Here is a 23,525-nt window from a genome sequence, read left to right as displayed (position 1 = left end):
AGTATTGGACCCAGTAGGGCTGGAGTTAAATTGGTCGGCAAGGCGACCCGCGCCTACCACTCGCCGCTGCGGGCCGCCCAGGCCCAGGCCACCCGCGCGGCGATCCTGGACGCCGCGGTCGTGCTCTTCGGCGAGCGCGGCTACGCCGGGACCACGATGCGCGCCATCGCGGCTGAGGCCGGCGTCGCGGTCGAGTCGGTCTACGCACTGGCGGGCAAGGCACGCCTGCTGGAGCTGGCGTTGGAACGCGCGGTGACCGGGGGAGGGGACGCCGACCGCGTGGACCTTCCCCTCGCCGAGCAGACCGGCTTCCGGGCGGCGCTGGACGCGCCCGACCAGCGTGAACAACTACGCCTGTTCGGACTGATGAGTATCGGCCCAGCCCGCCGTGTGGCGGCGATCAGCCGGGCGTTCATGCAGGCCAGCGTGGTCGACGAGGCTCTCGGGAAGCGTTGGCGGGAGCAGGAGGAACGGCGCTGCGCCGACATGCGGACGTTCGTCGCCGCGGTGGCGGCCCGGGGGCCGCTGCGGCCCGGGCTGACCGTCGACACCGCCGCCCGCGACGTCTGGTCGACTCTCAACTGGTACACCACCTGGCTCCTGCTGGAGGAACGCCGCCTCGACGACCGTGCCTTCGCCCACTGGGTCGAGCACACCCTCGCGTCGCTGCTCCTGCCCGGCTGACGCGGCCTGCCCGGCCACTTCTCCGACAGCGCCGGGATGACACCGCGGGACTGATCCCGTTTCCGGGGAGGGCTGGTCACCCCACGGCCGCCGGCCGTGGGCCAGCGGCTCGTTGCTTCGCCCATGATTGCGGGCAGGCTAGGGAAGTGAACTGTTTGTGGCGTGGCACGGGGGTGCGGGCATGGTGGCCAGACAGATGACCCCAGGCCGGGATCCTCCGATGGCAGCGGCGTCACAAGTGGTGCTGCACGCGACGGATCAGACCCGGATCAGCCGGCTGGTGCTGCCGAGCGGTTGTGTGATCCGGAAGGAGCCGCTGGGCCCGGACGCGCAGCGCCGGGTGCGCCATGAGGTCGAAATCCTCGAACGGCTGGCGGGAGTCGAGGGCGTCGTGCACCTGGCCGCCGGGGCGGCGCAGCGCGCGGGATCGATCCTGCTGGCCGATGTCGGCGGCACGGCGCTGTCCCGGCGGGAGACCCCGCTGGAGCCGGTCGAGCTGATCGATCTTGCCGTGTCGCTGGCGCACGCGGTCGCGGGGATGCACCACCGGGGGGTGGTGCACCGGGACCTCTGCCCGGCGAACATCGTGGTGAGCGAGGACAGCGGGGCGCCGTACCTGATCGACTTCGCGCTCGCCACGACCTTCTCGGTGGTCCAGCCGGAGTTCGCCCATCACGGGGCCGCGGTCGGGACCGTGCCGTACCTGGCACCGGAGCAGACCGGACGGACCGGTCGTCCGGTCGACCAGCGGGCCGACCTGTACGCGCTGGGAGCCAGCCTGTACGAGCTGGCCACCGGCGCGCCGCCGTTCGGCACGGAGGACCCGATCAGGATGATTCATGATCATCTAGCTCGGGTTCCGGACCCGCCAGGGGCGGTCGAGCCGTCCGTGCCCCCCGCACTGTCCGAGATCATCATGCATCTGCTGGAGAAGGAGCCTGATGATCGCTACCAGACCGCCGAGGGGCTGGCGCATGACCTCGCGCCGGTGCGCCGCGGCGTGGTGGCGGTGCGCCCCGGCGAGCACGATCTCCCGACACAGCCACTGGCGCCCTCCCGGCTGTGCGGGCGGGACCGGGACATCGACCAGCTCGACGCGGCGTTCGCCGAGGCCGTCACCGGGAGAATCCCGCGGGGTCCTCGTCGCGGGCGCGCCGGGTGTGGGCAAGACATCCCTGGTCAACGCGCTGCGGCCGATCGCGGCTGGCGTCGACGGCTGGTTCGTCGCGGGCAAGTTCGACCAGTACCGCCGCGACCGGGAGTATGACGGAGTCCGACAGGGGCTGCGGGCGTTGGGCCGGCTGTTGCTGGCCGAGCCCGAGGACTACCTGGCCGAGGTGCGGGAGCGGATGCTGCAGGGCCTGGGCCCCAACGCCGGCCTGGTGACGGCCACCGTGCCGGAGCTGGCGGCGCTGCTGAAGGTTTCGCCGGAGCCGGGCGATCCGATGACCGCCCAGGCGCGGCTGTCGCGCACACCGGTCGAGGTGCTGCGCGCGGTGGTCTCCCCGGCGCGGCCGGTGGTGTTCTTCGTCGACGATCTGCAGTGGGCCGGGCGCACTCCCCTGGGCTTCGTCGATCTGGTCTTCACCGGCGAGGAGCAGATCGCCGGGCTGTTGCTGGTCGCCGCCTACCGCGAGGGTGACGTCGACGCCGCGCATCCGCTGGCCCCGATGCTGGCCCGCTGGTCTGACCAGACGGACGGCCCGCACCAGCTGCGCCTGGGCAGCCTGTCGCCCGTGGGACAGGCGGCCATGGTCGCCGACATGCTTCATCTGGCTCCGGAGCCCGCCGCCCGGCTGGCGCGGGCGATCACGCCCTCCACCGGCGGCAATCCGTACGACGTCGTGGAGCTGCTCAACTCGCTGCGGCGCGAGGGCGTCCTGACACCGGGCGCGGGAGGCTGGCGATGGGACGGGAAGGTGCTGCGCCGCCGGCTCGACCGGGTGGAGGTGACCGCGCTCCTGGCCGCCCGGATGTCCGCGCTGCCGTCCGAGAGCGCCGAGCTGCTGGCGGTGATGGCGAGCCTGGCGGGCCAGGTAGATCTTGATCTTCTCGCGGCCGCGACAGGCCTGCCGCAGGGCGAGGTCGAGCGGCGGCTCGCGCCCGCCTTCAGCGACGGCCTGCTGGTGCTGCAGTGCGACGGGCGACCCGGTGTCCGGTTCAACCACGACCGGACGCGCGAGACCGTGTTGGAGGGCAGCCCGGCGGGGGAGCAGCGCGCACGCCGGCTGCGGCTGGCGCGGCGGCTGGCCGACCGGCCGGAGTTCTTCGCCGTGGCTGCCGAGCAGTACCTGCACGTCGTGGACATGGTGCGCAGCACCGGCGAACGGCGCAGCGTGGTCGCGCTCTTTCGTCGCGCCACCGAAGAAGCGAGAGTACTGAGTAACTATCCGCTGGTGGAGAGGTTGCTGAGCGCAGCGGTCAGGCTTGTCGACCCGACCGACACCGACATGTTGATCGCCGTCCACACCGACCGGCATGCCGCTCTGTACTGCCTCGGCCGGCTGGACGACGCGGACGACACCTACCGGACCATCGACCGGTTGTGCACCCGGCCGACCCAGCTCACGTCCGCCACGATGGTTCAGGTCAACAGTCTCACCAACCGGGGCCGCGCCGGCGAGGCGATGCGGCTCGGCCTCGGCCAGCTGCGGCGTCTCGGCATGTCGGTTCCGGAGGAGAACGCGCTCGACGAGGAGATCGACCGCGGACTCGACGAACTTCGTCGGTGGATCGACACCACCGGCGAGTCCGATGATCTGCGCAAGCCGGAGATCGCCGACCAGTCCCGCCTGCGCACCATCAGGCTCGTCAACCGGGTCATGGTCGCGGCGTTCTTCTGCGACCACACGGTGATGGCCTGGCTGGCCATCAGAACTCTGCAGATGTGGGGACACTACGGCCCGGATCGTACCCTGGTGGGCCCGGCCAGCCACATCCCGATCGTGACCATCGTGCGCAGGGGTGACTACCACACCGGGCCACGCATCCTGCGACGGATCCTCGCGGTCGCGCGGGCTCGCGACTATGAGCCCGACGTGTGGCAGGCGCTCTTCATCTACGTGATCACCTGTGGCCACTGGTTCACGCCTCTGGAGGACAACCTCCCCGACGGCCGTCGCGCACTGGAGGGCCTTCTACGGGGCGGCGACCTGCAGAACGCGTGCTGGACCCACTACGCACTGGTGTGCGACCTGTTGGACTGCGCTCCGTCGCTCGACGTCTTCGCCACGGCGGTCGAGGAGGCGCTCGCCTTCGCTCTGCGCACCGGAACGGGCACGCCGAAGGAACCTTCCGGTCCTACCGCCGGATGGTGCGGATGCTACGGGAACCCGTCGAGCCGGCCGGTGGCGACGCGGCCGAGCCGAGCCTGCTGCCGGCGGACCCGTTCTCCCTCGCCAACCAGCATGTGGCCCGGGCTCTGGCCGCGACGGTTCTCGACCAACCGGCCGATGCGGCGCGGCATGCCGCGGCCGTGATGCCCTGTGGGGCCGAGATCGGGACGAGCTATCCCATGGCGGTGGCGCGGGTGCTGCTCGCGATGGCGCTGGCGGCACGGGCGCGGGCCGCGGGAGAGGATCAGCGTGACGCGGTGCTGGAGGAGCTCGACGAACTGATCGAGTGGCTGGCCGCGCGCGCGGCGGACGCACCGAGCAACTTCCTGCATCTGCTGCGCCTGGTGGAGGCGGAACGGGCGTGGGCCGTCGGGGACTTCCACGAGGCGGCATACACGTTCGACGTGGCGCTGCGCGAGGCGTCAGCCCGGATGCGCCCATGGCACCGGGCGTTCACGCTGGAACGCGCCGCACGCTTCTACCTGTCACACAGCATGGAGGCGGCCGGCCTCGCGTTCCTGCGGGCCGCCCGGGGCCAGTACCTGGAATGGGGCGCGACGGCGAAGGTCAGCCAACTCGACTGGGCCTACCCGGCGCTGCGGACCGCCGAGATGGCCGCGCCCGCGGGTCCGATCGTCCTCCCGCAGGCGGAGCAGTCCGGGCGCCGCTCGACCGTGGCGACCGGCACTGTCGACCTGCTCGCCGTGGTCGCCGCATCCCAGGCGCTCAGCTCCGAGACCAGCGTGGACGGCCTGCAGGCGAAAGTAGTGGGAATACTCTCCGAGATGACCGGCGCCACCAGCGTCCACCTCCTGCTGCGAGAAAAGGAGCAGGACCGATGGCTGGTACTCACCGGAGCCGGCGGCACCGTATCGCTCCAGGAAGCCGGCCGGCGGCGCCTGCTGCCGGTCTCGGTCATCCGCTACGCCACCCGCACCCACGAACCCGTCGTCGTCGCCAACGCCACCCGGGACGACCGCTTTCACCGCGACCCCTACTTCGCCGGACTCAACCGCTGCTCGCTGCTCGCCGTCCCCGTCATGACCCGGGGCAGCCTGCGGGCGATGCTCCTGCTGGAGAACCGGATGATCCGCGGCGCGTTCTCCACCGAACGCCTCGAAGGCATGATGATCATCGCGGGGCAGCTCGCGGTCTCGCTCGACAACGCCCTGATCTACGCGTCGCTGGAACGCAAGGTCGCCGAGCGAACCAGGCAGCTGGCCGCGACGAACAGGCAGCTGGCCGCGGCGAACCACCAGCTCGAACAGCTTTCGATCACCGACCCGCTCACCGGGCTGGCCAACCGGCGGCGTCTTGAGGAGGTACTGGCCGTCGAGTGGGAACGGGCCCGGCAGCACGCCGGGCCGATTGCGCTCGCCATGGTCGACATCGACCACTTCAAGCTCTACAACGACCATTTCGGGCACGCCGCCGGTGACCGGTGCCTGCAGCGGGTCGCCGCATGCCTCGCGGGGAACATCGGCGGCACCCTGCTCGCCGCCCGCTACGGGGGAGAGGAGTTCACCGTCGTGATGCCCGACACCGACCTGGACACCGGTGCCCAGGTCGCCCGGCATCTGTGCCGTGCCGTCGAGGACCTGGCCGAACCACACCCGCTGACGGCCGAGCGCATCATCACCGTCAGCATCGGCGTCACCGCGACAGTCCCCGCCGCCGCCGCGGCCTCCGACGCGGCGACGGGCGACGGCATGGTCGCCTTTGTCAAGGCCGCGKACACCGCGTTGTACCGGGCGAAACACAGTGGACGTAACCAGGTGGAGACCGCAGTGCGTTGACGCTCGCCGCGGCCGGCGTCGCCGCCCTCCTCGCGAACCACGGCCTCTCGACCTCCCGGGCCGCCCGGACTTCCCGCATCTCGGAGGACACCCGGATCTCTGAGGAGACCTCCGAGGACATCCGGACCTCGGGCGAACTCGAGCCCACCACCAGGTGACCGCCGTCGTATTAACCGGATTTGTGTCCAGCAATGTGGAAATACCGTGGAGGGGCGGGTCCGTCATCGGCTGAGCGCTCACGACGGTCGCGCCGAATCCCTCGCGTTCAGTCCGGACGGCCGGCACCTCGTCACCGGTGGCGACGACCACAAAGTCCGGATCTGGGATGTCGAGAGGGGGTCGCGGACCGAAGCCCACACCCCAGACGAGCACCACCGTAAGGTGACACACGTCGCGTACCGTCCCGACGRCCGCAGGGTGGCAAGCACCAGCCATGACGGGAAGGTACGGATCTGGAACGTCGAGACCGGTCGGTGCCTACGGGTCGTGCGCAACAACCCGACCTACGCGACCGCCGTGGCGTACAGCCCGACCGGGGAGCACCTGGCAGCCGGCTTCGACCGTGGCGTCGACGACCCGGGCGGGATCGCGTCCATGGCCCTGTCGGCGGACGGCCGACGTCTGGCCACCGGCGACATCGAAGGGTTCGTGACGGTACGCGACCTGACGACAGGCGAGATTGTCCAGACGCTCCCGCCACGGGCCGGCTGAATCGGCCGTCCGCGCGCGACACCGGCCCGGCTTCCGTCATCCGGTTCACCGTAGGGTCCGCATATTCTGACCGTGTCGCCTCCAGGAGGAGTGGTCGGATGGCAGACCAGTCCGCGCGCCGCGTGGGGCGCCCGCCGTCCACGGTCGACGGGCGGACGGTGCCCGAGCGGCTGCTCGGCGTTGCGCTCAAGCTGTTCGCCGAAAAGGGCTTCGAAGGGACCTCGGTCCAGGACGTGGTGGCGGCGGCCGGAGTGACCAAGGGCGCGATGTATCACTACTTCGGCTCCAAGGACGACCTGCTCTACGAGATCTACGGGCGGGTACTGCGCATGCAGACAGACCGGCTCGAGAAGGCCGCCGCCCACGAGGGGCCGGTCGAGGAACGTCTTCACGCGGCGGCCGCCGACGTGGTGGTCACGACGATCGAGAACCTCGAAAGCACTACGATCTTCTTCCGTTCGCTGCACCAGCTGAGCGAGGAGAAGCAGAAGGCGGTGCGCCGCGAACGCCGGCGTTACCACCAGACCTTCCGTGCCATGATCGAAGAGGGGCAGGCCTCCGGCGTCTTCCGTGACGACCTGGACGCGGACCTGATCGTCGACTACTTTTTCGGCTCCGTGCACCACCTGCCGATGTGGTGGAAGCCCCACGGCCGGCTCTCCGAGCGCGAGATCGGCCGGTCATTCGCCGACCTCCTGCTGGCCAGCCTGACCTCGCACTGACCTCGCGCTGGCCTCGCGCTAACCACGCGCGCCGGCCTCGCGTCGGCCACGGCCGACCAGGCTCCACGCCATCGGCGATGTAACCGTTGACAGGCCTGGTCGCTCCCGGCATCCTCAATACCGACCAGACGGTATGTACCTCGGGTGGTGACAACCCCGTGGAGGTTCCGCGGCGGAGTGGATCAGGCGGATTTGAACAACGCCTGGTTCGCAGGGAAGGAATCTCGATGCCGGAAGCCGTGATCGTCGCCACCGCCCGCTCGCCGATCGGCCGTGCGGTGAAGGGCTCCCTGAAGGACATGCGTCCGGACGACCTCACCGTCCAGATGGTGCGGGCGGCGCTGGCCAAGGTGCCCGAGCTCGACTCGGCCGAGATCGACGACCTGGTGCTCGGCAGCGGTCAGCCGGCGGGGGAGTCGGGCAACAACCTGGGCCGTGCCGTCGCCGTGATGGCCGGTCTGGACCACGTGCCCGGCACCACCGTGAACCGCTACTGCTCCTCGAGCCTGCAGAGCACCCGGATGGCGATGCACGCGATCAGGGCGGGGGAGGGCGAGGTGTTCCTCTCCGCCGGGGTCGAGACCGTGAGCCGGTACTTCAAGGGCAACGCCGACAACCTGCCCGACACCCGGAACCCGGTGTTCGCCGAAGCGCAGGCCCGTACCGAGAGGTTCGCCGCCGGTGGCCAGACCTGGGCCGACCCCCGCGGCGAGGGCCGGCTGCCTGACCTCTACATCGCGATGGGACAGACCGCTGAGAACGTCGCCCAGCTCAAAGGGGTCACCCGGGCGGATCAGGACGCGTTCGGCGTGCGCAGCCAGAACCTCGCGGAGAAGGCGATCGCGGACGGCTTCTGGGCCCGTGACATCACCCCGGTGACCCTTCCCGACGGCACCCGGGTCACCGGGGACGACGGGCCGCGGGCCGGCGTCACGCTGGAGGCGGTCGCGGCGCTGAAACCGGTGTTCCGCCCCGACGGCACGGTCACGGCCGGCAACTGCTGCCCGCTCAACGACGGCGCCGCCGCGGTGGTGATCATGTCTGACGCGAAGGCGAGGTCGCTGGGCGTCACGCCGCTGGCCCGGATCGTCTCCACCGGCGTCACCGGTCTCTCGCCGGAGATCATGGGGCTCGGCCCGGTCGAGGCCTCGAGGCAGGCGCTGGCCCGGGCCGGTCTCACCATCGACGACATCGACCTGGTCGAGATCAACGAGGCCTTCGCCGCACAGGTGATCGCGTCGGCCCGTGAGCTCGGCATCGACGAGGACAGGCTGAACGTGAACGGCGGCGCGATCGCGGTCGGCCACCCGTTCGGCATGACCGGGGCCCGGATCACCAGCACGCTGATCAACTCTCTGCGGTACCACGACAAGCAGTTCGGGCTGGAGACCATGTGCGTCGGCGGCGGGCAGGGCATGGCGATGGTCATCGAGCGGCTGAGCTGAACGGAAGGGCCAAGTGATGACCACGAGGTTCTCAGGGCAGACCGCGATTGTCACCGGAGCCAGCCGGGGGATCGGCCTGGCCGTCGCCGAGCGGCTGGTCGCCGACGGCGCGAAGGTCGTCGTCACCGCCCGCAGGCAGGAGGCGCTCGACGAGGCCGTCGCCCACCTCGGTGGACGTGAGTACGCGCTCGGCGTGGCCGGCCACGCCGACGACCTCGACCACCAGGCCGAGGTGGTCAAGCGGGCGATCGACACCTTCGGAAGCTCCGACCTGCTGGTCAACAACACCGGCATCAACCCCACCTACGGCCCGATGACCGAGCTGGAGCCAGCCGCCGCGCGGAAGATCGTCGAGGTCAACTGCATCGCCGCGCTGTCCTGGGTGCGGCAGGTGCACCATGCCTGGATGAAGGAACACGGTGGCGCGGTCGTCAACGTCTCCTCGGTCGCCGGTCTCAGGCCCGCGCCCGGGATCGGCTTCTACGGCGCCAGCAAGGCGATGCTCACCCACATCACCCGGCAGCTCGCCGTCGAGCTCGGCCCGGACATCCGGGTCAACGCCGTCGCCCCCGCGGTGGTGAAGACGGCGTTCGCCACCGCGCTTTACGCGGGCCGCGAGGAGGAGGTCGCCGCCGCATACCCGCTGAAACGACTCGGGACGCCCGCGGACGTCGGCGGCGTGGTCGCGTTCCTGCTCTCCGACGACGCCGCGTGGATGACCGGTCAGCTGCTCGTCGTGGACGGCGGCGTCGCCCTCACCAGTGGCTTCTGACATGGCTGCGAGCGACCAGGGCATGGTTGTCACCGGCGCCGGGCACGGCATCGGCCGGGCGATCGCCACCCGGCTGGCCGCCGAGGGCGCGCGTGTCGTGGTCAACGACCTCGACGCAGAGGCGGCCGAGCGGGTAGCCGCTGAGATCGGCGGACACGCCCTCCCAGGGGACGCCGCCACCGAGGACGGGCTCGCGACGCTCATCGACTCCGCCCGCGGACATCTCGGCGAGATCGACATCTGGTTCGCCAACGCCGGCATCGACCGGGGCAAGGGCCTGGCCGCCACCGAGGCGGACTGGACGGCCAGCCTCGAGGTCAACGTGCTCGCGCATGTGCGCGCCGCGCGCCTGCTGCTGCCAGGCTGGGTGGAGCGCGGGGCGGGCAGGTTCGTGGTCACCGCGTCCGCGGCCGGACTGCTCACCATGCTCGGCAGTCCGACGTACTCGGTCAGCAAGCACGCCGCGGTGGCCTTCGCCGAGTGGCTGTCAGCGACCTACCGGCACAGGGGCGTGATCGTCCAGGTGGTCTGCCCCAGGGGGTGAAGACCCGGATGTTCGACGAGGCCGGCGAGCTCCAGGATCTCCTCAGCCTGGACACCGTGCTCGCCACGGAGGACGTGGCCGAGGCGGTGTGGCAGGGCCTGCGGGACGGCCGGTTCCTGGTGCTGCCGCATCCGGGCGTGGGCGACTACTACGCCGCCCGGGCCGCGGACCCGGACCGGTGGCTGACCGGGATGAACAGGCTTCAGCAACGCCTGGAGAGCCGAAGGGCCGTTTGATGATGCCGCGGAGTCTGCCCGGCCTCGACCTGCCCCGGCTCACCGCCTGGTTCACCACCTCGGTGCCCGGAACGGAGGGGAACCTGTCCGCGCGCCTGATCGCCGGCGGCAAATCCAACCTCACCTACGAGGTGACCGACGGGAGGAACACCTGGATCGTCCRCCGCCCGCCGCTTGGGCACGTGCTCGCGACCGCGCACGACATGGCGCGGGAGTTCCGGCTGATGTCGGCGCTGCAGGACACCGGGGTGCCGGTTCCGAGGACATACGCGCTGTGCCGGGCCGAGTCGGTACTGGGTGCGCCGTTCTACGTCATGGAGCGGGTGGCGGGCACACCGTACCGCCACGCCGCCGAACTGGAAGCGCTCGGCCCGGAACGCACCCGGCTGATCTCGGGCAGCCTCGTGGACACCCTTGCCGCGCTGCACGAGGTCGACCCGGCGGCGGTCGGGCTGGCCGACTTCGGCCGCACCGAGGGGTTCCTGGCCCGCCAGGTGGGCCGGTGGAAGAAACAGCTCGACGCGTCGCGCAGCCGCGACCTGCCCGCCGCCGACGAGCTGCACGCCCGCCTCGCGGCTGATGTTCCCTCGGACTCGGCGCCGGGCATCGTGCACGGTGACTATCGGCTTGACAACGTCCTCATCGACGAGTCCGACCGGCTGGTCGCGGTCATCGACTGGGAGATGGCCACGCTGGGAGACACGCTGACCGACCTGGCGTTGCTCGTGTTGTACCAGCGGTTGGGCACGATGCTCGGTGGCACCTTCGTCGACGCCTCCTCAGCCCCCGGTTTTCTCAACGAGGCCGAGATCCTCACCCGGTACACCACCCACAGCGCCCGTGACCTGTCCCGCTTCGGGTTCTACCTCGGGCTCGCGTCCTTCAAGCTGGCCGCGATCCTTGAGGGCATCCACTACCGCGGCCTCCACGGTCAGACCGTCGGCCCGGGTTTCGAGCACATCGGCGAGGCCATCCATCCCCTGCTTGACGCCGGCCTGACCGTACTCAGGGAGCGCACCTGATGGACTTCGCCCTCGACGCGAAGACCGAGGAGCTGCGTGACAGCCTCCTCGACTTCATGGACACCCAGGTGAACCCGGCCGAGCCGGTATTCCATGAACAGCTCGGCCAACTGCGGAACAAGTGGGCCTGGGACTCCGCGCCCGCATTCGCCGGGCTGCGCGCGCAGGCGCGCAGGCGCGGCCTGTGGAACCTCTTCCTCCCGGGCGAACACGGCGGCGGGCTCACCAATCTGCAGTACGCCCCGCTCGCCGAGATCACCGGCCGCATCCCGCACCTCGCACCAGCCGCCCTGAACTGCGCCGCCCCCGACACCGGGAACATGGAGGTGCTCTCGATCTTCGGCACCGCCGAGCAGAAGAAGGAGTGGCTGGAGCCACTCCTCGAGGGCGAGATCCGCTCGTCGTTCGCGATGACCGAGCCCGACGTGGCATCCTCCGACGCCACCAACATCACCACCTCGATCGTGCGGGACGGCGACGAGTACGTCATCAACGGCCGCAAGTGGTGGATCACCGGCGCGATGAACCCCAACGCCCGGATCCTCATCGTGATGGGCAGGACCGACCCCGCCGCGGACCGGCACCGCCAGCAGTCGATGATCCTCGTCCCGCGTGACGCCCCCGGGGTCGAGATCAGGCGCGGCATGGAGGTGTTCGGGTACGACGACCACGAGCACGGCGGCCACGCGGAGATCGTGCTCGCCGACGTCCGGGTTCCGGTGAGCAACCTGATCGGCGAGGAAGGCCAGGGCTTCGAGATCGCGCAGGCCCGGCTCGGCCCCGGCCGGATCCATCACTGCATGCGCTCCATCGGCATGGCCGAGCGGGCCATCGAGCTCATGTGCGAGCGGGCCGGTGACCGGGTCGCGTTCGGCAAGCCGCTAGCCGAGCAGGGAGTGGTCCGGGAGTGGATCGCCGAGTCCCGGGTCCGGGTCGAACAGCTGCGGCTGCTGGTACTCAAGACCGCCTGGCTGATGGACACCGTCGGTAACAAGGGTGCCCACACCGAGATCCAGGCGATCAAGATCGCCACCCCCGCCGCCGTCGAGTGGATCCTCGACAAGGCCATCCAGGTGCACGGTGCCGCCGGCCTCAGCCAGGATCTGCCGCTGGCACGTTGCCAGGCCCAGATCCGCACCCTGCGGTTCGCCGACGGCCCCGACGAGGTGCACAGGAACGCCTTGGCGCGCACCGAGATCCGACGCCAGGCCGAGGCGAGGAAGTCGCCATGACGATCAGCCAGATCCGGCCCTCCCGGGCCGCCCGGCACCGTACGGAGGCCCGATGAACCGTGATCTTCCCGAGGAACTCCACCAGCGCGTGGAACAGTTCCTCGCCGAGCACGACACGGCGACCACGGAGCGCGTGACCTGGCTCCGGGCGCGGTTCGACGCCGGGCTGGCCTGGGTGTCCTTCCCCGAGGGCCTGGGCGGGCTGGGTCTGCCGCAGGCACTGCAGGCCGAGGTGGACCGTCTCCTCGACGAAGCCGGGGCGCCTGACAACAACCGGCAGGCCAATGGCATCGGCCTGGGCATGGCCGCGCCGACGATCCTCAGGTTCGGGACCGACGAGCAGAAGCGGCGTTTCCTGCGGCCGCTGTGGACCGGTGAGGAGATCTGGTGCCAGCTTTTCAGCGAGCCCGGCGCCGGCTCCGACCTTGCCGGTGTCGCCACCCGCGCGGTTCGTGACGGCGACACCTGGCTGGTCAACGGGCAGAAGGTGTGGACCTCGGGCGCCCACCAGGCCCGGTTCGCGATCCTGCTCGCCCGCACGAACCCCGACGTGCCGAAGCACGGTGGGCTGACCTACTTCCTGTGCGACATGACCGACCCCGGCGTCGATGTCCGGCCGCTGCGCCAGATCACCGGCGAAGCGGAGTTCAACGAGGTCCTCCTCACCGACGTGTCGATTCCCGACAGCCAGCGGCTCGGTGCCGAGGGGGAGGGCTGGAAGGTCGCCAACGCCACGTTGAACAACGAGCGGGTGGCGATCGGCGGCAGAGCCGCACCTCGCGAGGGCGGCATGATCGGGGTGGTGGCCGACACCTGGCGAGCCCACCCGGAGCGCCGTACTCCCGGGTTTCATCACCGGCTGCTCGGGCTGTGGGTCGAGGCCGAGGTCGCCCGGCTCACCGGCCAGCGGCTGCGGCAGAAGCTCGCACTCGGTCAACCCGGCCCGGAGGGCGCGGCGATGAAGATCACCTTCGCTCGGCTCACCCAACAGCTCAGTGGGCTGGAACTGGAGCTGCTCGGTGAGGACGGCCTGCGCTACTCCGACTGGACCATGGTCCGGCCTGACAAGGTCGACATGACCGGCCACGACGCCGGCTACCGCTACCTACGCGCCAAGGGCAACTCCATCGAGGGCGGCACCTCGGAGATCCTGCGCAACATCATCGCCGAACGGATCCTCGGCCTGCCCGCCGAGCCGCGTGTCGACAAGGACATCCCCTGGAAGGAGCTGCCCCGGTGAGCGAGCTCGATCTGCTCTACACCGACGTCGAGGACGACCTGCGCTCCTCCGTGCGTGATCTGCTTGCCGACCACTGCGACCCGGCCGCGGTGATCGCGGTCTACGACGGCGACCGGTCCCTCGTGGGCGGGCTGTGGAAGGCCCTGGCCGTCGACCTCGGCCTCGGCCTCGCCGGCCTGCTGGTGCCCGAACACCGCGGCGGTGCGGGTGCGTCGGCCCGTGAGGCCGCCGTAGTGCTGGAGGAGCTCTCCCGTGGCGACCGCGGTGGCGCAGGTCTACTGCGGCGACTTCGCGGTCACCGCCGCCGAGGAGGCGGTGCAACTGCACGGCGGCATTGGGATGACCTGGGAGTACCCGGCGCATCTGTACCTCAAGCGGGCCAAGGCCGACCAGATCGCGTTCGGCGCGCCGGGCGCCCACCGTGTCCGGCTCGCGGGACTCGTCGGACTGGAGACGTGATGATCGAGATCGGGGCGTTCCGCTCGCCGGGTGTTCTGTGTTTCGAGACGTAGGGCTGGCTCAGTACCCGCTGGCGCTCGGTCGACCCTGAGCGCCGTCCACGGCGATGGTGGCTCCGTTCACCCAGCTGGCCCGCTCTGAGAGCAGGAAGGTCACCACGTCCGCGACCTCGTCGACGGTGCCCAGTCGCCGGGCGGGGAAGTCTCGCTGGACGAACTCGTCGAACTCGTTCGGGTGGCGCCGGGAGTACCTCTCCCACCCGCCGCCGGGGAAGAGGACGGACCCCGGGCTCACGGCGTTGACGCGGATGTCGAACCTGCCCCCCCGGTACTGTTCCGCGCCGTATGACCGGTTCCAGGTGGCATCTGGACGCTCGGGAACGACGGGCTCGGCCGGGCCCGGACCGAGCGGACCGCGTGCCAGGCCCGCCCGGGACCACCTCGGTGATGCCCTCACCGCGCGATCGGAGGTAGCACGGCACGACGGTCACCCCGGACTGGTGCTCAGTGAGCCTTGTCGAAAGCCTCGACGATGTTCGACGCGATACGACCCCGGTCGCTCACCGTGTAGCCGTTGCTGCGCGCCCACTCGCGGATGTCGGCGGTGCGGTCGGTTCCCGCGGAACGCGGCGAGGCGGCGCGCGGGCCGCGCCGTCCGCTGCCGGCGCGGCCACCGGACCGGCGTGCCGCCGTCACGAACGAGGCCAGTGACTCCCGCAGTTTTGTGGCGTTCGTCTCTGACAGGTCGATCTCGTAGTGTGCGCCGTCCAGCCCGAACCGGACGGTCTCCTCGGCCGTCTCTCCGCTGAGGTCGTCGATCAGCGAAACGATGGTCTTCTGCGCCATGAGTATTCCTCGTTCATACGTGCGGACCGTGTATCCGCGATGTATTGCATACCGTATCGCGTAATCGCACGGATGGGCCTGTCGCATCCGCCGAAATCGGCTAATCATGACCGGATGGCTTCCGGATGGGAGCATCACATCGGGCTTGTGGAGCACTCTTGGGTGGCTCATGGGCCGGCGGGTCAGGAGCCGCGGGCGGAGTCCCGTGCGCTGACGCGATACCGGCCCGGTGGCTGCGAGCGGGCGCGGGTGAAGGCGCGGTTGAAGGCGTAGACCGAGGTGTACCCGACCGACCTGGCGATGCTTTCCAGCGCGTCGTCGGTGTCCCGCAGCCGGCGGGCCGCGAGGTCCATCCGCCAGCGGGTGAGGTAGGCCCCGGGCGTCTCGCCGACTACCGCGGGGAACCGCCGCGACAGCGTGGCACGGGACACGGAGATCTCACCGGCCAGGGCCTCGGTGGTCCAGGCGCGCGCGGGATCCTCATGGAGCTTCGCGACCGCGGCGCCGACAACCGGATCGTCGAGGACACCCAGCCAGGAGGCCGCGGGCCGGGTCTGGCCGGTCGCGAGCCACACCCGCAGCAGCTGGATGAGGAGGACGTCGACGAGCCTGTCCAGGACGACGGCTGTCCCGAGCCGCGGATGGGCGAGTTCACGCCCGAGCAGCCGAACGGTGTCCTCGAGGCACCCCCCGGCGTTGTCCGCACGGATGTGGACCAGGTCGGGAAGCAGGGTGAGGACCTGGGTCGTGACGGCGGGGTCATGCGAGTAGTGCGCGCACAGGATGTGGGTGCGGACCGGGCCGGAGCCGATCCTCACCGCGCCGGAGTCGGCCCACTCCCAGCTGTCGAAGGCGTGCGCACCGGTTCGAGCCAGGGTGTCGGTGTCGCTCGCCAGGACGTGTTCGGTGCCGCTCGGCAGGAGAACGACGTCACCGGGCATGAGCTGGCGGGCGGACTGGCCCGGGCCCGCCAGCCAGGCTGTTCCCGCGGTGACCGCGTGGAAGGCGGCGCCGCGCGAGGCCGCCGCCCACCAGCCCCAGTTCTCCCCGGCCTCGATCCTCGCCCCGAGGGCGCCGCGAACCCCCGAGACCGCCAGCACGTCGGCGAGGACATCCACGGACGCAGCGTACCGGGAAGCCGCGTGTGGTGAGGCAGACGGATATCAGAATGAGAACCTCAGGCATCCATACGCTCATGGCCGCGCCCTATGGTTCATCCATGGACCTCTCCGGAAGCATCGCCCTCGTCACCGGCGCGAACCGCGGCATCGGCCGCCACTTCGTCGGACAGCTCCACGACCGGGGGGCGTCGAAGATCTACGCCACGGCGCGCAGCCCCCGGTCGGCCGACCTCCCCGGTGTCGAGACGCTGCCGCTCGACATCACCGACCCGGACTCGGTCGCCGCGGCCGCCGTCGCGGCATCCGACGTCACGCTGCTGGTCAACAACGCCGGCGTGTCCACCGCGCAGAATCTCGTCACCGGCGATCTGACGAAGATCCGTCTTGAGATGGACACCCACTTCTACGGAACCCTCGCGATGGTGCGCGCGTTCGCCCCGGTGCTCGCCGGCAACGGCGGCGGCGCGGTCCTCAACGTCCTTTCCAGGCTGTCCTGGCTGTCCTATCTCGGGGCCAACGCCTACAGCGCGGCCAAGGCCGCCGAGTGGAGCCTGACCAACGGAATCCGCCTGGAGCTGCGTGAGCAGGGCACCCTCGTCACGGGTCTGGTCCTGAGCAGCACCGACACCGACATGATGGCCGGCTGGGACATCCCGAAGAACGATCCGGCCGATGTCGTACGTGCGGCGTTGGACGGCCTGGAGGCCGGGCGGTTCGAGATCCTCGCCGACCGGGACAGTGCCGAGGCCAAGGCGGCGCTCAGCACCGACCCGGGTGTCCTGTACGCCCAGACCGGATGACAGCCCGCACGCGCGGAACCTTCCGTTTCCTCAGGACGAGACTCGCCGCCGTCGGCTCCTTGCTGACCGAGTCGGCATCTCTCCGGCGACGCGGTCATCGCCTCAGGAAACCCGGGTCACGATCGCACGAGGAGTCCCTGCTGAAAGGGGTAACGGCAGGGACTCCCTGTGGCAGGTTGATCGTGATTTAACTCGGATGATCTGGGGAGAGCGTGAGTCTCCACGCATTGGCCGCAGCCGAGCCTTGAGCCGACCGTGGTCGGCTTCGATGCGGTTGTTCATCATGCCTTGCCACCGGCACGAGGTCCCGCCACCGCCGGATGCAGCAGAGCCGGGTCAGACGAGGCCGAGCTCGTCGGCGCGCAGGGCTACGGCCCGGCGGGTGGGCAGGTCCAGTTTGGTGAGGATGGCGGAGACGTGATGGTCGGCGGTCTTCACCGAGATGTACAGGCGGGTGGCGATCTCGGCGTTGGTCAGCCCTCGGGCGACCAGCTTGGCGACGTCGAGCTGACGGTTCGTCAGGCCCGCCGGGTTCGCCCGGGTGCTCGTGCGGGGCCGCCTGGGAAGCTGCGTGATGCCGTCGCGACGCAGGGCCGCGCGCTGCCGGTCGTTGGCTCAGCAGCCCGAGCCGGGCCAGCCAGACCGCGAGGTCACCGGCGGCCCAGGCCGTCCCGGCGATCCCCGCCCCGCCGGCCGTGTCGGCAGTACCGGCGCGTGTCCCGGTTTCGGTGATCGCGGCCGCCGCGCGGGTGACCCGGGGGTCGGACACCTCGGTGAGCCACATCCGCTCGGCCAGCGCGGAGAGCACCGCCAGCCGGCGCAGCGGCTCGTCGAGGTGTTCGGCGAGGTCCCAGGCGGTGTCCAGGGCGGCGAGTGAGGCGGCGGCCGGGACGTCCGCGCCCTGGCGCAGCGGGACCAGGGCGGTGACGAGGAGCGGCCACAGCGTCGCGAGCGGCATGCCGCGATCCTCGATCACCTGCTCCGCGTCCTCGACCGCCCGGGCCCCGTCACGGGCCGCGACCGCGTGGTGGGTGAGGACGGCGGGATCGCGCGGCCCGATCTGCTCCAGCGCGGCCAGCAGGCGGGCGTGTAGCCGGGGGGCGCCGCCCGGTGGGATCGTGCTCTCGACCGCCTGGCGCGCGAGCTCGTGCCGGAAGACCAGACCGCCGCGGGCCCGGGTGAGCAGGCCGGTCGTGTCGAGGCGGCGCAACGTGGGCAGGTCGACGCCGAGCGCGGGCAGCACCCGGTCGTCGAGCCGGTCCGGCGCGGTCGCCACCATCTGCAGCACCTCGACGTCGTCCGCCGTGACGTCGGCGGTGCGGGCGAGCACCGCGTCGCGCACCGAGGTCGGCAGCGGGCGGTCGGGCTCCTTGGCGATCTCGGTGACGAAGAACGGGTTGCCGCCGGTCAGCTCGTGCACGCGGCTCGGTTCCAGCCGGGTGCCCCCGATGACGGCGCGGACGGCGCCGAGGGACAGCGGCCGAGCAGGCCGGCCAGCCGGGCGAAGTCGCCGAGCAGCGGGCGAGCCGAGTGACCTGGACCGATCTCGTCGTCCCGGTAGCTCACRAGCAGCGCCAGCGACATCGCGTCGACCCGGCGCGCGAGGAAGCGCAGCACCTCGACCGAGGCGGCGTCGACCCAGTGCAGGTCCTCGACCACCAGGACTGTCGTCTCGTCGCGCAGCGCTTCGTAGATCCGCTCGCAGACGCCGGCGAGCGCCAGCTCCGCGCCGCTGTCGCCGGCCTTCTCACCTTTGACCCTGTCCTCACCGGGCAGCAGCGGTCCCAGGCCGGCGGCCGCGGCGATGTCGCGGAACGGACCGAGCGGCCGGGGCGTCAGAAGCGGGTCGCAGCCGCCGAGGAGGAAACGCGGGCCGGGCGCGGCCGCGCGGGCCGCCGCGAGGAGAGCCGACTTGCCCGCGCCCGACTCCCCGGTGACCGCGACGCCCGACCCCTGCCCGGCCGCCGCCCGGTCGATCGCCGCGCGGACGACGGCGCCCTTGCGGTCCCGTTCGAGGAGATCCACATGGTCAGGGTAGAGGCGGGCGGGCGGGGCGCCGAGGTGAAAGGTTCGAGCGCCCCGCCGGAGCGTCGGCCCCGTCATCGGGGCCGCGGTCACCGCGGGGCCGCGGTCGCGGCGGTCTGCGGGCCGAACTCGTTCGCGACGGCCGAGACGTTGTTGGCCGGGAAGCCACCGCGACGGGCGTGCTCGAGGATGGTCTCCGCGTCCTCCGCCTCGTGCACGCAGTAGATCTTGTCGTCGGTGACGTAGCTGTTCACCCAGGTGTAGGGCACCCCCAGCGACGCGACGGCCTCGTTGGAGGTCTGCGCGATCTCGGCCAGCTCCTCCTGGCTGAGGTTCCCGGCGCCGGGGATCTCGCGCTCGATGACAAAGCGAGGCATGGTCTGCTCCTTTCGATCCGACGGCCCGCTGCCGTCCGGTGTCTCCACTCTCGGCGCGGCAAGGCGTCCCGACATCGGGAGCGACTCCCCATGTTCGCGGTCCGGGTACCCAGGCGCCGACTCCGGAGGACGGGCACGCGGGCGTTAGATGTCCGCCTGATCGGACACTCCTGGATCCGGTCCGCGTGCCCTCCGCGGCCGCGGGAGGAGTCCGCCGGACTATGCCTAGCCGGGCCGCTGGCGGAAACCCTGTGGGTATGCAGCACATCGTTGTCGGGGTCGACACCCGGGAAGCAGCTCCCGCCGCCCTGGTTCGGGCGGCTGACCTCGCGCGGCGGCTGGGCGCGGAACTCGATGTCGTCCACGTCCAACCCTTCAGCCGCGGCGAGATCCGCGTGATGGTCTCCACGGTGCCCGGGCGGCACCTGTCCGAGCGGTTCCTCAGGGCTGACCAGGATGCCCGGACCAGGGAGGTCCGCACGCTGGCGGAACGGACACTGGCGGGCAGCGCCGTGCCCTGGCGGTTGCACGTCCTGGCCGGGGATCCCGCGGCGCGCCTGCTCGCCGTGGCCGACAGCGTCGACGCCTACGCGATCGTCATCGGCACCCGGCACGGCGGCGGGGTCGTCCTGGAGCGGCTGCTGACCGGCTCGGTCTCCCATCGGGTGGTCAACTGGGCGAAGCGACCCGTTCTGGTCGTCCCGACAGACCTGGACGATTAGCACCCGAACGGGCCCGTGCGTCCGGCCGGGGCAGGCGACCTGGACGGCCTGTTGCATCCGGCCGGCGAGACTTCCGTGCTGGTGGAAAGTGCTGTACCGGGCCCACGGCCACGGCTGTTTTCGTGACCTGATCGAGGCCGGGATGCGCGCGGGGTTGTTCGAGATGGCGTCCGCGCGGCTGGCCTCGTACGCCATCCTCGACCTGGGGATGGGCGTCGCGGTCTGGTTCCGCGAGGACGGTGAGCTGACGGAGGATGCCGTCGTCTGGCAGTACAGTGAGCCTTTCCCCGTAACGAGTCGTCACGCTCCGCGCTTGGTTGCTGTGGGTGACGAGCGGGCGGTGCGTCGGGGGTGGTAGACGGCGAAACGCGAGGCCTCGGTAGGAAGTAGTCCTTCCACAGATCAACTTCCGAGAGGCCCCGCGTCGCGATGAGCATCCCATATGTCTCCTACCTGCCCGTCAGCGATCACACGTTCTGGAGTCTGGTCCGTCTCCTGGCGGCGGAACGCGCGCGCATCGGAACGCGGAACGGGACCCGGAAGCTCGGCTGCGCCGAGCAGGCCACGGTCGTGATCCGCTGGTTCTGTGACGGCACGAAGGTCAGAAGGCTCTGCGAGGATCACGGGATCAGTAGAAGCGTGTGCTACCGCGCGATCCACGAGGGTCGCGTGTTGCTGGCCTGGCAGGCGCCTGACCTGCGCAATGCTCTGATCGCCGCGAAGATGGCCGGCTACGACCATGTGATCGTCGACGGCACGCTCGTCGAGACCGACCGCCTGTCCATGCCCGGCCCGACGAAGGGCGTGGATCTGTGGTGGTCGAAGAAGGCCCACAACCACGCGGGCAACATCCAGGTCGTCACCGCCCCGGACGACGGCTTCCCGCTGTGGGTCTCCGACGTCCGGCCAGGCCGGGAGCACGACCTGACCGCGCTGCGTGCCTCAGGCGCGATCGGGGTCCTGCAGGAGTGGACAGGCGACGAGTTCCACCGGGTCCTGTTCGACCTTGGTTACGAAGGGTGCGCGACCCAGGAGGGCCCGCTCGCGATCCCGTTCAAGAAGCCGAAGGGTGGAACCCTCACCGACGAACAGACAGGCCACAACAGGATCAACAACGCGCTGCGCGCTGTCGGCGAACGTGGAAACGCCCTGCTCAAGGGCACCTTCGGTGTCCTGCGCAACGTCACGATCGACCCCTGGCAGATCGGTTCCGTCGTGAAGGCCTGCCTGGTGCTGCTCCACATGGAGCACCAGCGCACCACCTGAAGACCAACCCCCACACACGGAGTTGTCGCTACCGAAAGTGACGGCGGGTTACCGGGAAAGGTTCACTGCGGCCATCGGTCCCTGGGTCAACAACAACCATCCCCTGCCGACTGGTCTGCCGGCCGACGTCACCGCTTTCCTGCAGCAGTCCAACAAGTTACCGTCGTGGGTCGACGTGAGCCAGCTGCGTCGCGCGGCCGACTTCAACCGGCGCAAGGACACCTATCTGTTCATGCTGTATGGACTGGGCAGCGGAATCATGAGCACGGTCATCCCGCGCGAGGCCAGGTCGGTGTACTGGTCGAAGGGTGGCGCCGACATGAAGGACCGTGCGGCGAAGACCTTCACCTTCGGGTACGACCTGAGCCAGTTGAACGCCTTCGAGCCGAACGGGCAGTTCATCGTCACCGCGAACAAGACGCGGATGGTGCACGCCGCGGTCCGTCATCTCCTGCCGCAGTTGCCGCAGTGGAAGTCGGGGGCGACCGAGACGATCCCGATCAGCAACGGCGACATCCTCGTCACCTTCCACAGCCTGGGGACCTTCGTGCATTCCAAGCTGAAGGAATGGAAGATCCCGATGTCGACCGCCGATGAGAACGCCTTCCTCCACAGCTGGCAGGTCGCGATCTCGTTGCTCGGCGTGAAGGACGAGTACATTCCCAAGACATGGGCCGACGCGCACGCCCAGTCGGCCCAGGTGCTCTCACCGATCCTGCTGCCCACCACCGAGGGCAAGGCGCTCGCCGAGGTCCTGCTCGGGCTCGTCTCGCAGGTCGACCTGGGCGTCACGCGCGGCTTCCTCAACGAGTTCACCCGCTACGTGCTCGGCGACACGGTCGCCAACTGGCTCGGGCTGCCACGTGACCTGGCCTCGGCCGCGATCATCAAGGTCGGCTGGCCGGCGTACATCCTGTTCCGTGAGGGACTCCTCCCGCTCATGCCGGCCAACTTCTACCTCTTCGACCAGTTCATCCGAGCGGTGGCCATGGCGTTCCTCAACGGGGGCCCCTCGACCCAGACCACTCCCATCCAGATCCCCGACATCAACCGTCCCGCGGCCTGACGCCGTCGCCCAGCGCACGTCAGATGCCCTGCGACGCCGGGTCCGCACGGCATCTGACGGCGGCCGCGTCGCCACGTGTCGCCCCGCTCGCATAGCTGGCGTCGCGGCGCGTCGGGGCGCGTCCGAACTGATGGGATCAGTCGGTGGGGAATCGCCGGGCGACGGTGATCCGAATGGCGGGACGAGCTGGCCTGAATGTTCACTGACCGCGACAGGTGGGTGCGCCGGATCCTTGAGCTGGATCCGGTGGCCGATCACCACGAGATCTACCGGATCTCCTCGGGGTACGAGTTCCCGTGGGACTACCGCCGGGCGCTCGAGTTCGCCCTGTTCCGGACCTACTGCGTCCCGACGATCTCGGCGCTGCTGGAGGCGACGGGTGAGTTCCGGGAGCGGCCGCAGAAGCGTTACGACGACACCGCCCTGCTGATGGGGGAGCTCACCGCCGTCGGCTACGACTCTCCGCGCGGCCGCGAGGCACTGCGGGTGATCAATCGGATCCACGGACGCTACGCCATCGACAACGATGACACGCGCTACGTGCTCACCACCTTCATCTACGAGCCGATCGACTGGATCAACACCCACGGCTGGCGCCGGCTGACCGATCACGAGACCATCGCCGCGTTCCAGTTCTACCGTGAGGTCGGGCTGCGGATGGGTATCCGCGACATTCCCGCCGACTTCGACGTCTTCCGCACCTTCAAACACGAGTACGAGCAGGAGACCTTCCGGTTCGCCGAGAGCAACCGCAGGATCGGGACGTACACGACCGAGATGTTCGCCGGCTGGTTTCCCGCCCGGCTGCGTCCGGCGGTGCGGGTCGGGGTGCGGTCGCTGCTCGACGAGACCATGCTGAGCGCCTTCGGATTCGACCCGGCGCCGACATGGATGTGCCGGGCCGCGACGGGTTCGCTGCGGGCCCGTTCGGCCGTGATCCGGCGGCTTCCGCCGCGGCGGCGCATCAAGTTCGCCTGGGATCCCAGGACCCGCACCTACCCCGGCTATCCCGAGGGATACCAGCCGCGGGACCTCGGTGCCCCGCCCCCGCCCGAGACCCTCGACGAGAAATGGAGGAACCGACCGCTTTCGACCAGGTAGCGCG

General features: G+C 70.3%; 23 protein-coding genes and 3 pseudogenes. 20 read left to right on the top strand and 6 right to left on the bottom strand.

Features of this window, described 5'->3' with window-relative positions; all coding sequences use genetic code 11:
* The first annotated feature begins 30 nt into the window (after positions 1 to 30).
* From BBK14_RS41475 to BBK14_RS40735, 14 genes and pseudogenes are all read left to right on the top strand, one after another.
* Positions 31 to 684: a TetR/AcrR family transcriptional regulator gene (locus tag BBK14_RS41475; RefSeq protein WP_071066238.1), complete on the top strand. Its 654-nt coding sequence runs from the start codon at positions 31 to 33 to the stop codon at positions 682 to 684.
* Positions 685 to 865: 181 nt separating this feature from the next.
* Positions 866 to 5,815, top strand: a pseudogene (locus BBK14_RS28205) (diguanylate cyclase).
* The gene (locus BBK14_RS38565) at positions 5,812 to 5,973 is read left to right on the top strand and encodes a hypothetical protein (protein WP_157904352.1); all 162 of its coding nucleotides are present in this window, start codon (positions 5,812 to 5,814) and stop codon (positions 5,971 to 5,973) included. The pseudogene BBK14_RS28205 and the gene BBK14_RS38565 overlap by 4 nt, the downstream one beginning before the upstream one ends.
* A 46-nt stretch (positions 5,974 to 6,019) precedes the next feature.
* Positions 6,020 to 6,526 carry a WD40 repeat domain-containing protein gene (locus tag BBK14_RS41470; RefSeq protein WP_071066237.1) on the top strand — a complete coding sequence of 169 codons (507 nt, stop codon included), beginning with the start codon at positions 6,020 to 6,022 and terminating at the stop codon, positions 6,524 to 6,526.
* 158 nt (positions 6,527 to 6,684) lie between these two features.
* Positions 6,685 to 7,248 (top strand): TetR/AcrR family transcriptional regulator, encoded by a 564-nt coding sequence (locus BBK14_RS28195; protein WP_071066247.1) that lies wholly within the window; start codon positions 6,685 to 6,687, stop codon positions 7,246 to 7,248.
* A 227-nt stretch (positions 7,249 to 7,475) separates the two neighbouring features.
* Positions 7,476 to 8,693 (top strand): acetyl-CoA C-acetyltransferase, encoded by a 1,218-nt coding sequence (locus BBK14_RS28190; RefSeq protein WP_071066236.1) that lies wholly within the window; start codon positions 7,476 to 7,478, stop codon positions 8,691 to 8,693.
* A gap of 16 nt (positions 8,694 to 8,709) precedes the next feature.
* On the top strand, positions 8,710 to 9,465 hold the full coding sequence (locus tag BBK14_RS28185; protein WP_071066235.1) for an SDR family oxidoreductase: 756 nt from the start codon (positions 8,710 to 8,712) through the stop codon (positions 9,463 to 9,465).
* A gap of 1 nt (position 9,466) precedes the next feature.
* Positions 9,467 to 10,009: an SDR family oxidoreductase gene (locus BBK14_RS28180; RefSeq protein WP_241831899.1), complete on the top strand. Its 543-nt coding sequence runs from the start codon at positions 9,467 to 9,469 to the stop codon at positions 10,007 to 10,009.
* Between the two features lie 8 nt (positions 10,010 to 10,017).
* A complete protein-coding gene (locus BBK14_RS43020; RefSeq protein ID WP_241831898.1) occupies positions 10,018 to 10,245 on the top strand; it encodes a hypothetical protein in 228 nt (75 codons plus the stop codon).
* A complete protein-coding gene (locus tag BBK14_RS28175) occupies positions 10,245 to 11,267 on the top strand; it encodes a phosphotransferase family protein (protein ID WP_071066234.1) in 1,023 nt (340 codons plus the stop codon). Before BBK14_RS43020 ends, BBK14_RS28175 begins: the two co-directional genes overlap by 1 nt.
* Positions 11,267 to 12,499, top strand: coding sequence for an acyl-CoA dehydrogenase family protein (locus tag BBK14_RS28170; protein WP_071066233.1), 1,233 nt, complete (start codon positions 11,267 to 11,269; stop codon positions 12,497 to 12,499). Before BBK14_RS28175 ends, BBK14_RS28170 begins: the two co-directional genes overlap by 1 nt.
* A 52-nt stretch (positions 12,500 to 12,551) precedes the next feature.
* The gene (locus tag BBK14_RS28165) at positions 12,552 to 13,739 is read left to right on the top strand and encodes an acyl-CoA dehydrogenase family protein (RefSeq protein WP_071066232.1); all 1,188 of its coding nucleotides are present in this window, start codon (positions 12,552 to 12,554) and stop codon (positions 13,737 to 13,739) included.
* Positions 13,736 to 13,951, top strand: a pseudogene (locus BBK14_RS40740) (acyl-CoA dehydrogenase family protein); the annotation flags it as partial. The gene BBK14_RS28165 and the pseudogene BBK14_RS40740, both read left to right, overlap by 4 nt.
* 40 nt (positions 13,952 to 13,991) lie before the next feature.
* Positions 13,992 to 14,198: an acyl-CoA dehydrogenase family protein gene (locus tag BBK14_RS40735; RefSeq protein ID WP_071066231.1), complete on the top strand. Its 207-nt coding sequence runs from the start codon at positions 13,992 to 13,994 to the stop codon at positions 14,196 to 14,198.
* A gap of 60 nt (positions 14,199 to 14,258) precedes the next feature.
* Here the strand turns inward: BBK14_RS40735 and BBK14_RS41465 are convergent, their stop codons facing one another.
* The 3 genes from BBK14_RS41465 to BBK14_RS28145 form a co-directional block, all read right to left on the bottom strand.
* On the bottom strand, positions 14,259 to 14,654 hold the full coding sequence (locus tag BBK14_RS41465; RefSeq protein ID WP_275078521.1) for an SDR family oxidoreductase: 396 nt from the start codon (positions 14,652 to 14,654) through the stop codon (positions 14,259 to 14,261).
* A 47-nt stretch (positions 14,655 to 14,701) separates the two neighbouring features.
* Positions 14,702 to 15,043, bottom strand: a complete 342-nt coding sequence (locus BBK14_RS28150; RefSeq protein WP_020462046.1) for a histone-like nucleoid-structuring protein Lsr2 — start codon at positions 15,041 to 15,043, stop codon at positions 14,702 to 14,704.
* Between the two features lie 182 nt (positions 15,044 to 15,225).
* Positions 15,226 to 16,161: an AraC family transcriptional regulator gene (locus BBK14_RS28145; RefSeq protein ID WP_071066230.1), complete on the bottom strand. Its 936-nt coding sequence runs from the start codon at positions 16,159 to 16,161 to the stop codon at positions 15,226 to 15,228.
* 101 nt (positions 16,162 to 16,262) lie between these two features.
* Here BBK14_RS28145 and BBK14_RS28140 point away from each other — a divergent pair, with 101 nt between their 5' ends.
* Positions 16,263 to 16,964, top strand: a complete 702-nt coding sequence (locus tag BBK14_RS28140; protein ID WP_071066229.1) for an SDR family oxidoreductase — start codon at positions 16,263 to 16,265, stop codon at positions 16,962 to 16,964.
* A 210-nt stretch (positions 16,965 to 17,174) separates the two neighbouring features.
* Here the strand turns inward: BBK14_RS28140 and BBK14_RS42440 are convergent.
* From BBK14_RS42440 to BBK14_RS28130, 3 genes and pseudogenes are all read right to left on the bottom strand, one after another.
* Positions 17,175 to 17,243: pseudogene (locus tag BBK14_RS42440) on the bottom strand (IS6 family transposase); the annotation flags it as partial.
* A 1,128-nt stretch (positions 17,244 to 18,371) separates the two neighbouring features.
* A complete protein-coding gene (locus BBK14_RS39175) occupies positions 18,372 to 19,067 on the bottom strand; it encodes an AAA family ATPase (protein WP_198541457.1) in 696 nt (231 codons plus the stop codon).
* A gap of 11 nt (positions 19,068 to 19,078) precedes the next feature.
* Complete coding sequence (locus BBK14_RS28130; RefSeq protein WP_071066228.1) at positions 19,079 to 19,366, bottom strand: DUF4242 domain-containing protein; 288 nt, start codon at positions 19,364 to 19,366, stop codon at positions 19,079 to 19,081.
* A gap of 257 nt (positions 19,367 to 19,623) precedes the next feature.
* Between BBK14_RS28130 and BBK14_RS28125 the strand changes: the two genes are divergently transcribed.
* The 5 genes from BBK14_RS28125 to BBK14_RS28105 all read left to right on the top strand — a co-directional run bounded on the left by BBK14_RS28125 (position 19,624) and on the right by BBK14_RS28105 (position 23,521).
* Positions 19,624 to 20,088, top strand: a complete 465-nt coding sequence (locus BBK14_RS28125) for a universal stress protein (protein ID WP_071066227.1) — start codon at positions 19,624 to 19,626, stop codon at positions 20,086 to 20,088.
* A gap of 88 nt (positions 20,089 to 20,176) precedes the next feature.
* On the top strand, positions 20,177 to 20,446 hold the full coding sequence (locus BBK14_RS40725) for a TetR-type transcription factor C-terminal domain-containing protein (protein ID WP_071066226.1): 270 nt from the start codon (positions 20,177 to 20,179) through the stop codon (positions 20,444 to 20,446).
* A gap of 71 nt (positions 20,447 to 20,517) precedes the next feature.
* Positions 20,518 to 21,354: a transposase family protein gene (locus tag BBK14_RS28115; protein WP_071066225.1), complete on the top strand. Its 837-nt coding sequence runs from the start codon at positions 20,518 to 20,520 to the stop codon at positions 21,352 to 21,354.
* A gap of 175 nt (positions 21,355 to 21,529) precedes the next feature.
* A complete protein-coding gene (locus BBK14_RS28110) occupies positions 21,530 to 22,420 on the top strand; it encodes an oxygenase MpaB family protein (protein ID WP_241831896.1) in 891 nt (296 codons plus the stop codon).
* Between the two features lie 195 nt (positions 22,421 to 22,615).
* Complete coding sequence (locus BBK14_RS28105) at positions 22,616 to 23,521, top strand: oxygenase MpaB family protein (RefSeq protein WP_071066223.1); 906 nt, start codon at positions 22,616 to 22,618, stop codon at positions 23,519 to 23,521.
* The last annotated feature ends 4 nt before the right edge of the window (positions 23,522 to 23,525 follow it).

This window comes from Parafrankia soli (assembly GCF_001854695.1).
Taxonomy (GTDB): domain Bacteria; phylum Actinomycetota; class Actinomycetes; order Frankiales; family Frankiaceae; genus Parafrankia; species Parafrankia soli.
This window is presented reverse-complemented; position numbering and strand designations above follow the sequence as displayed.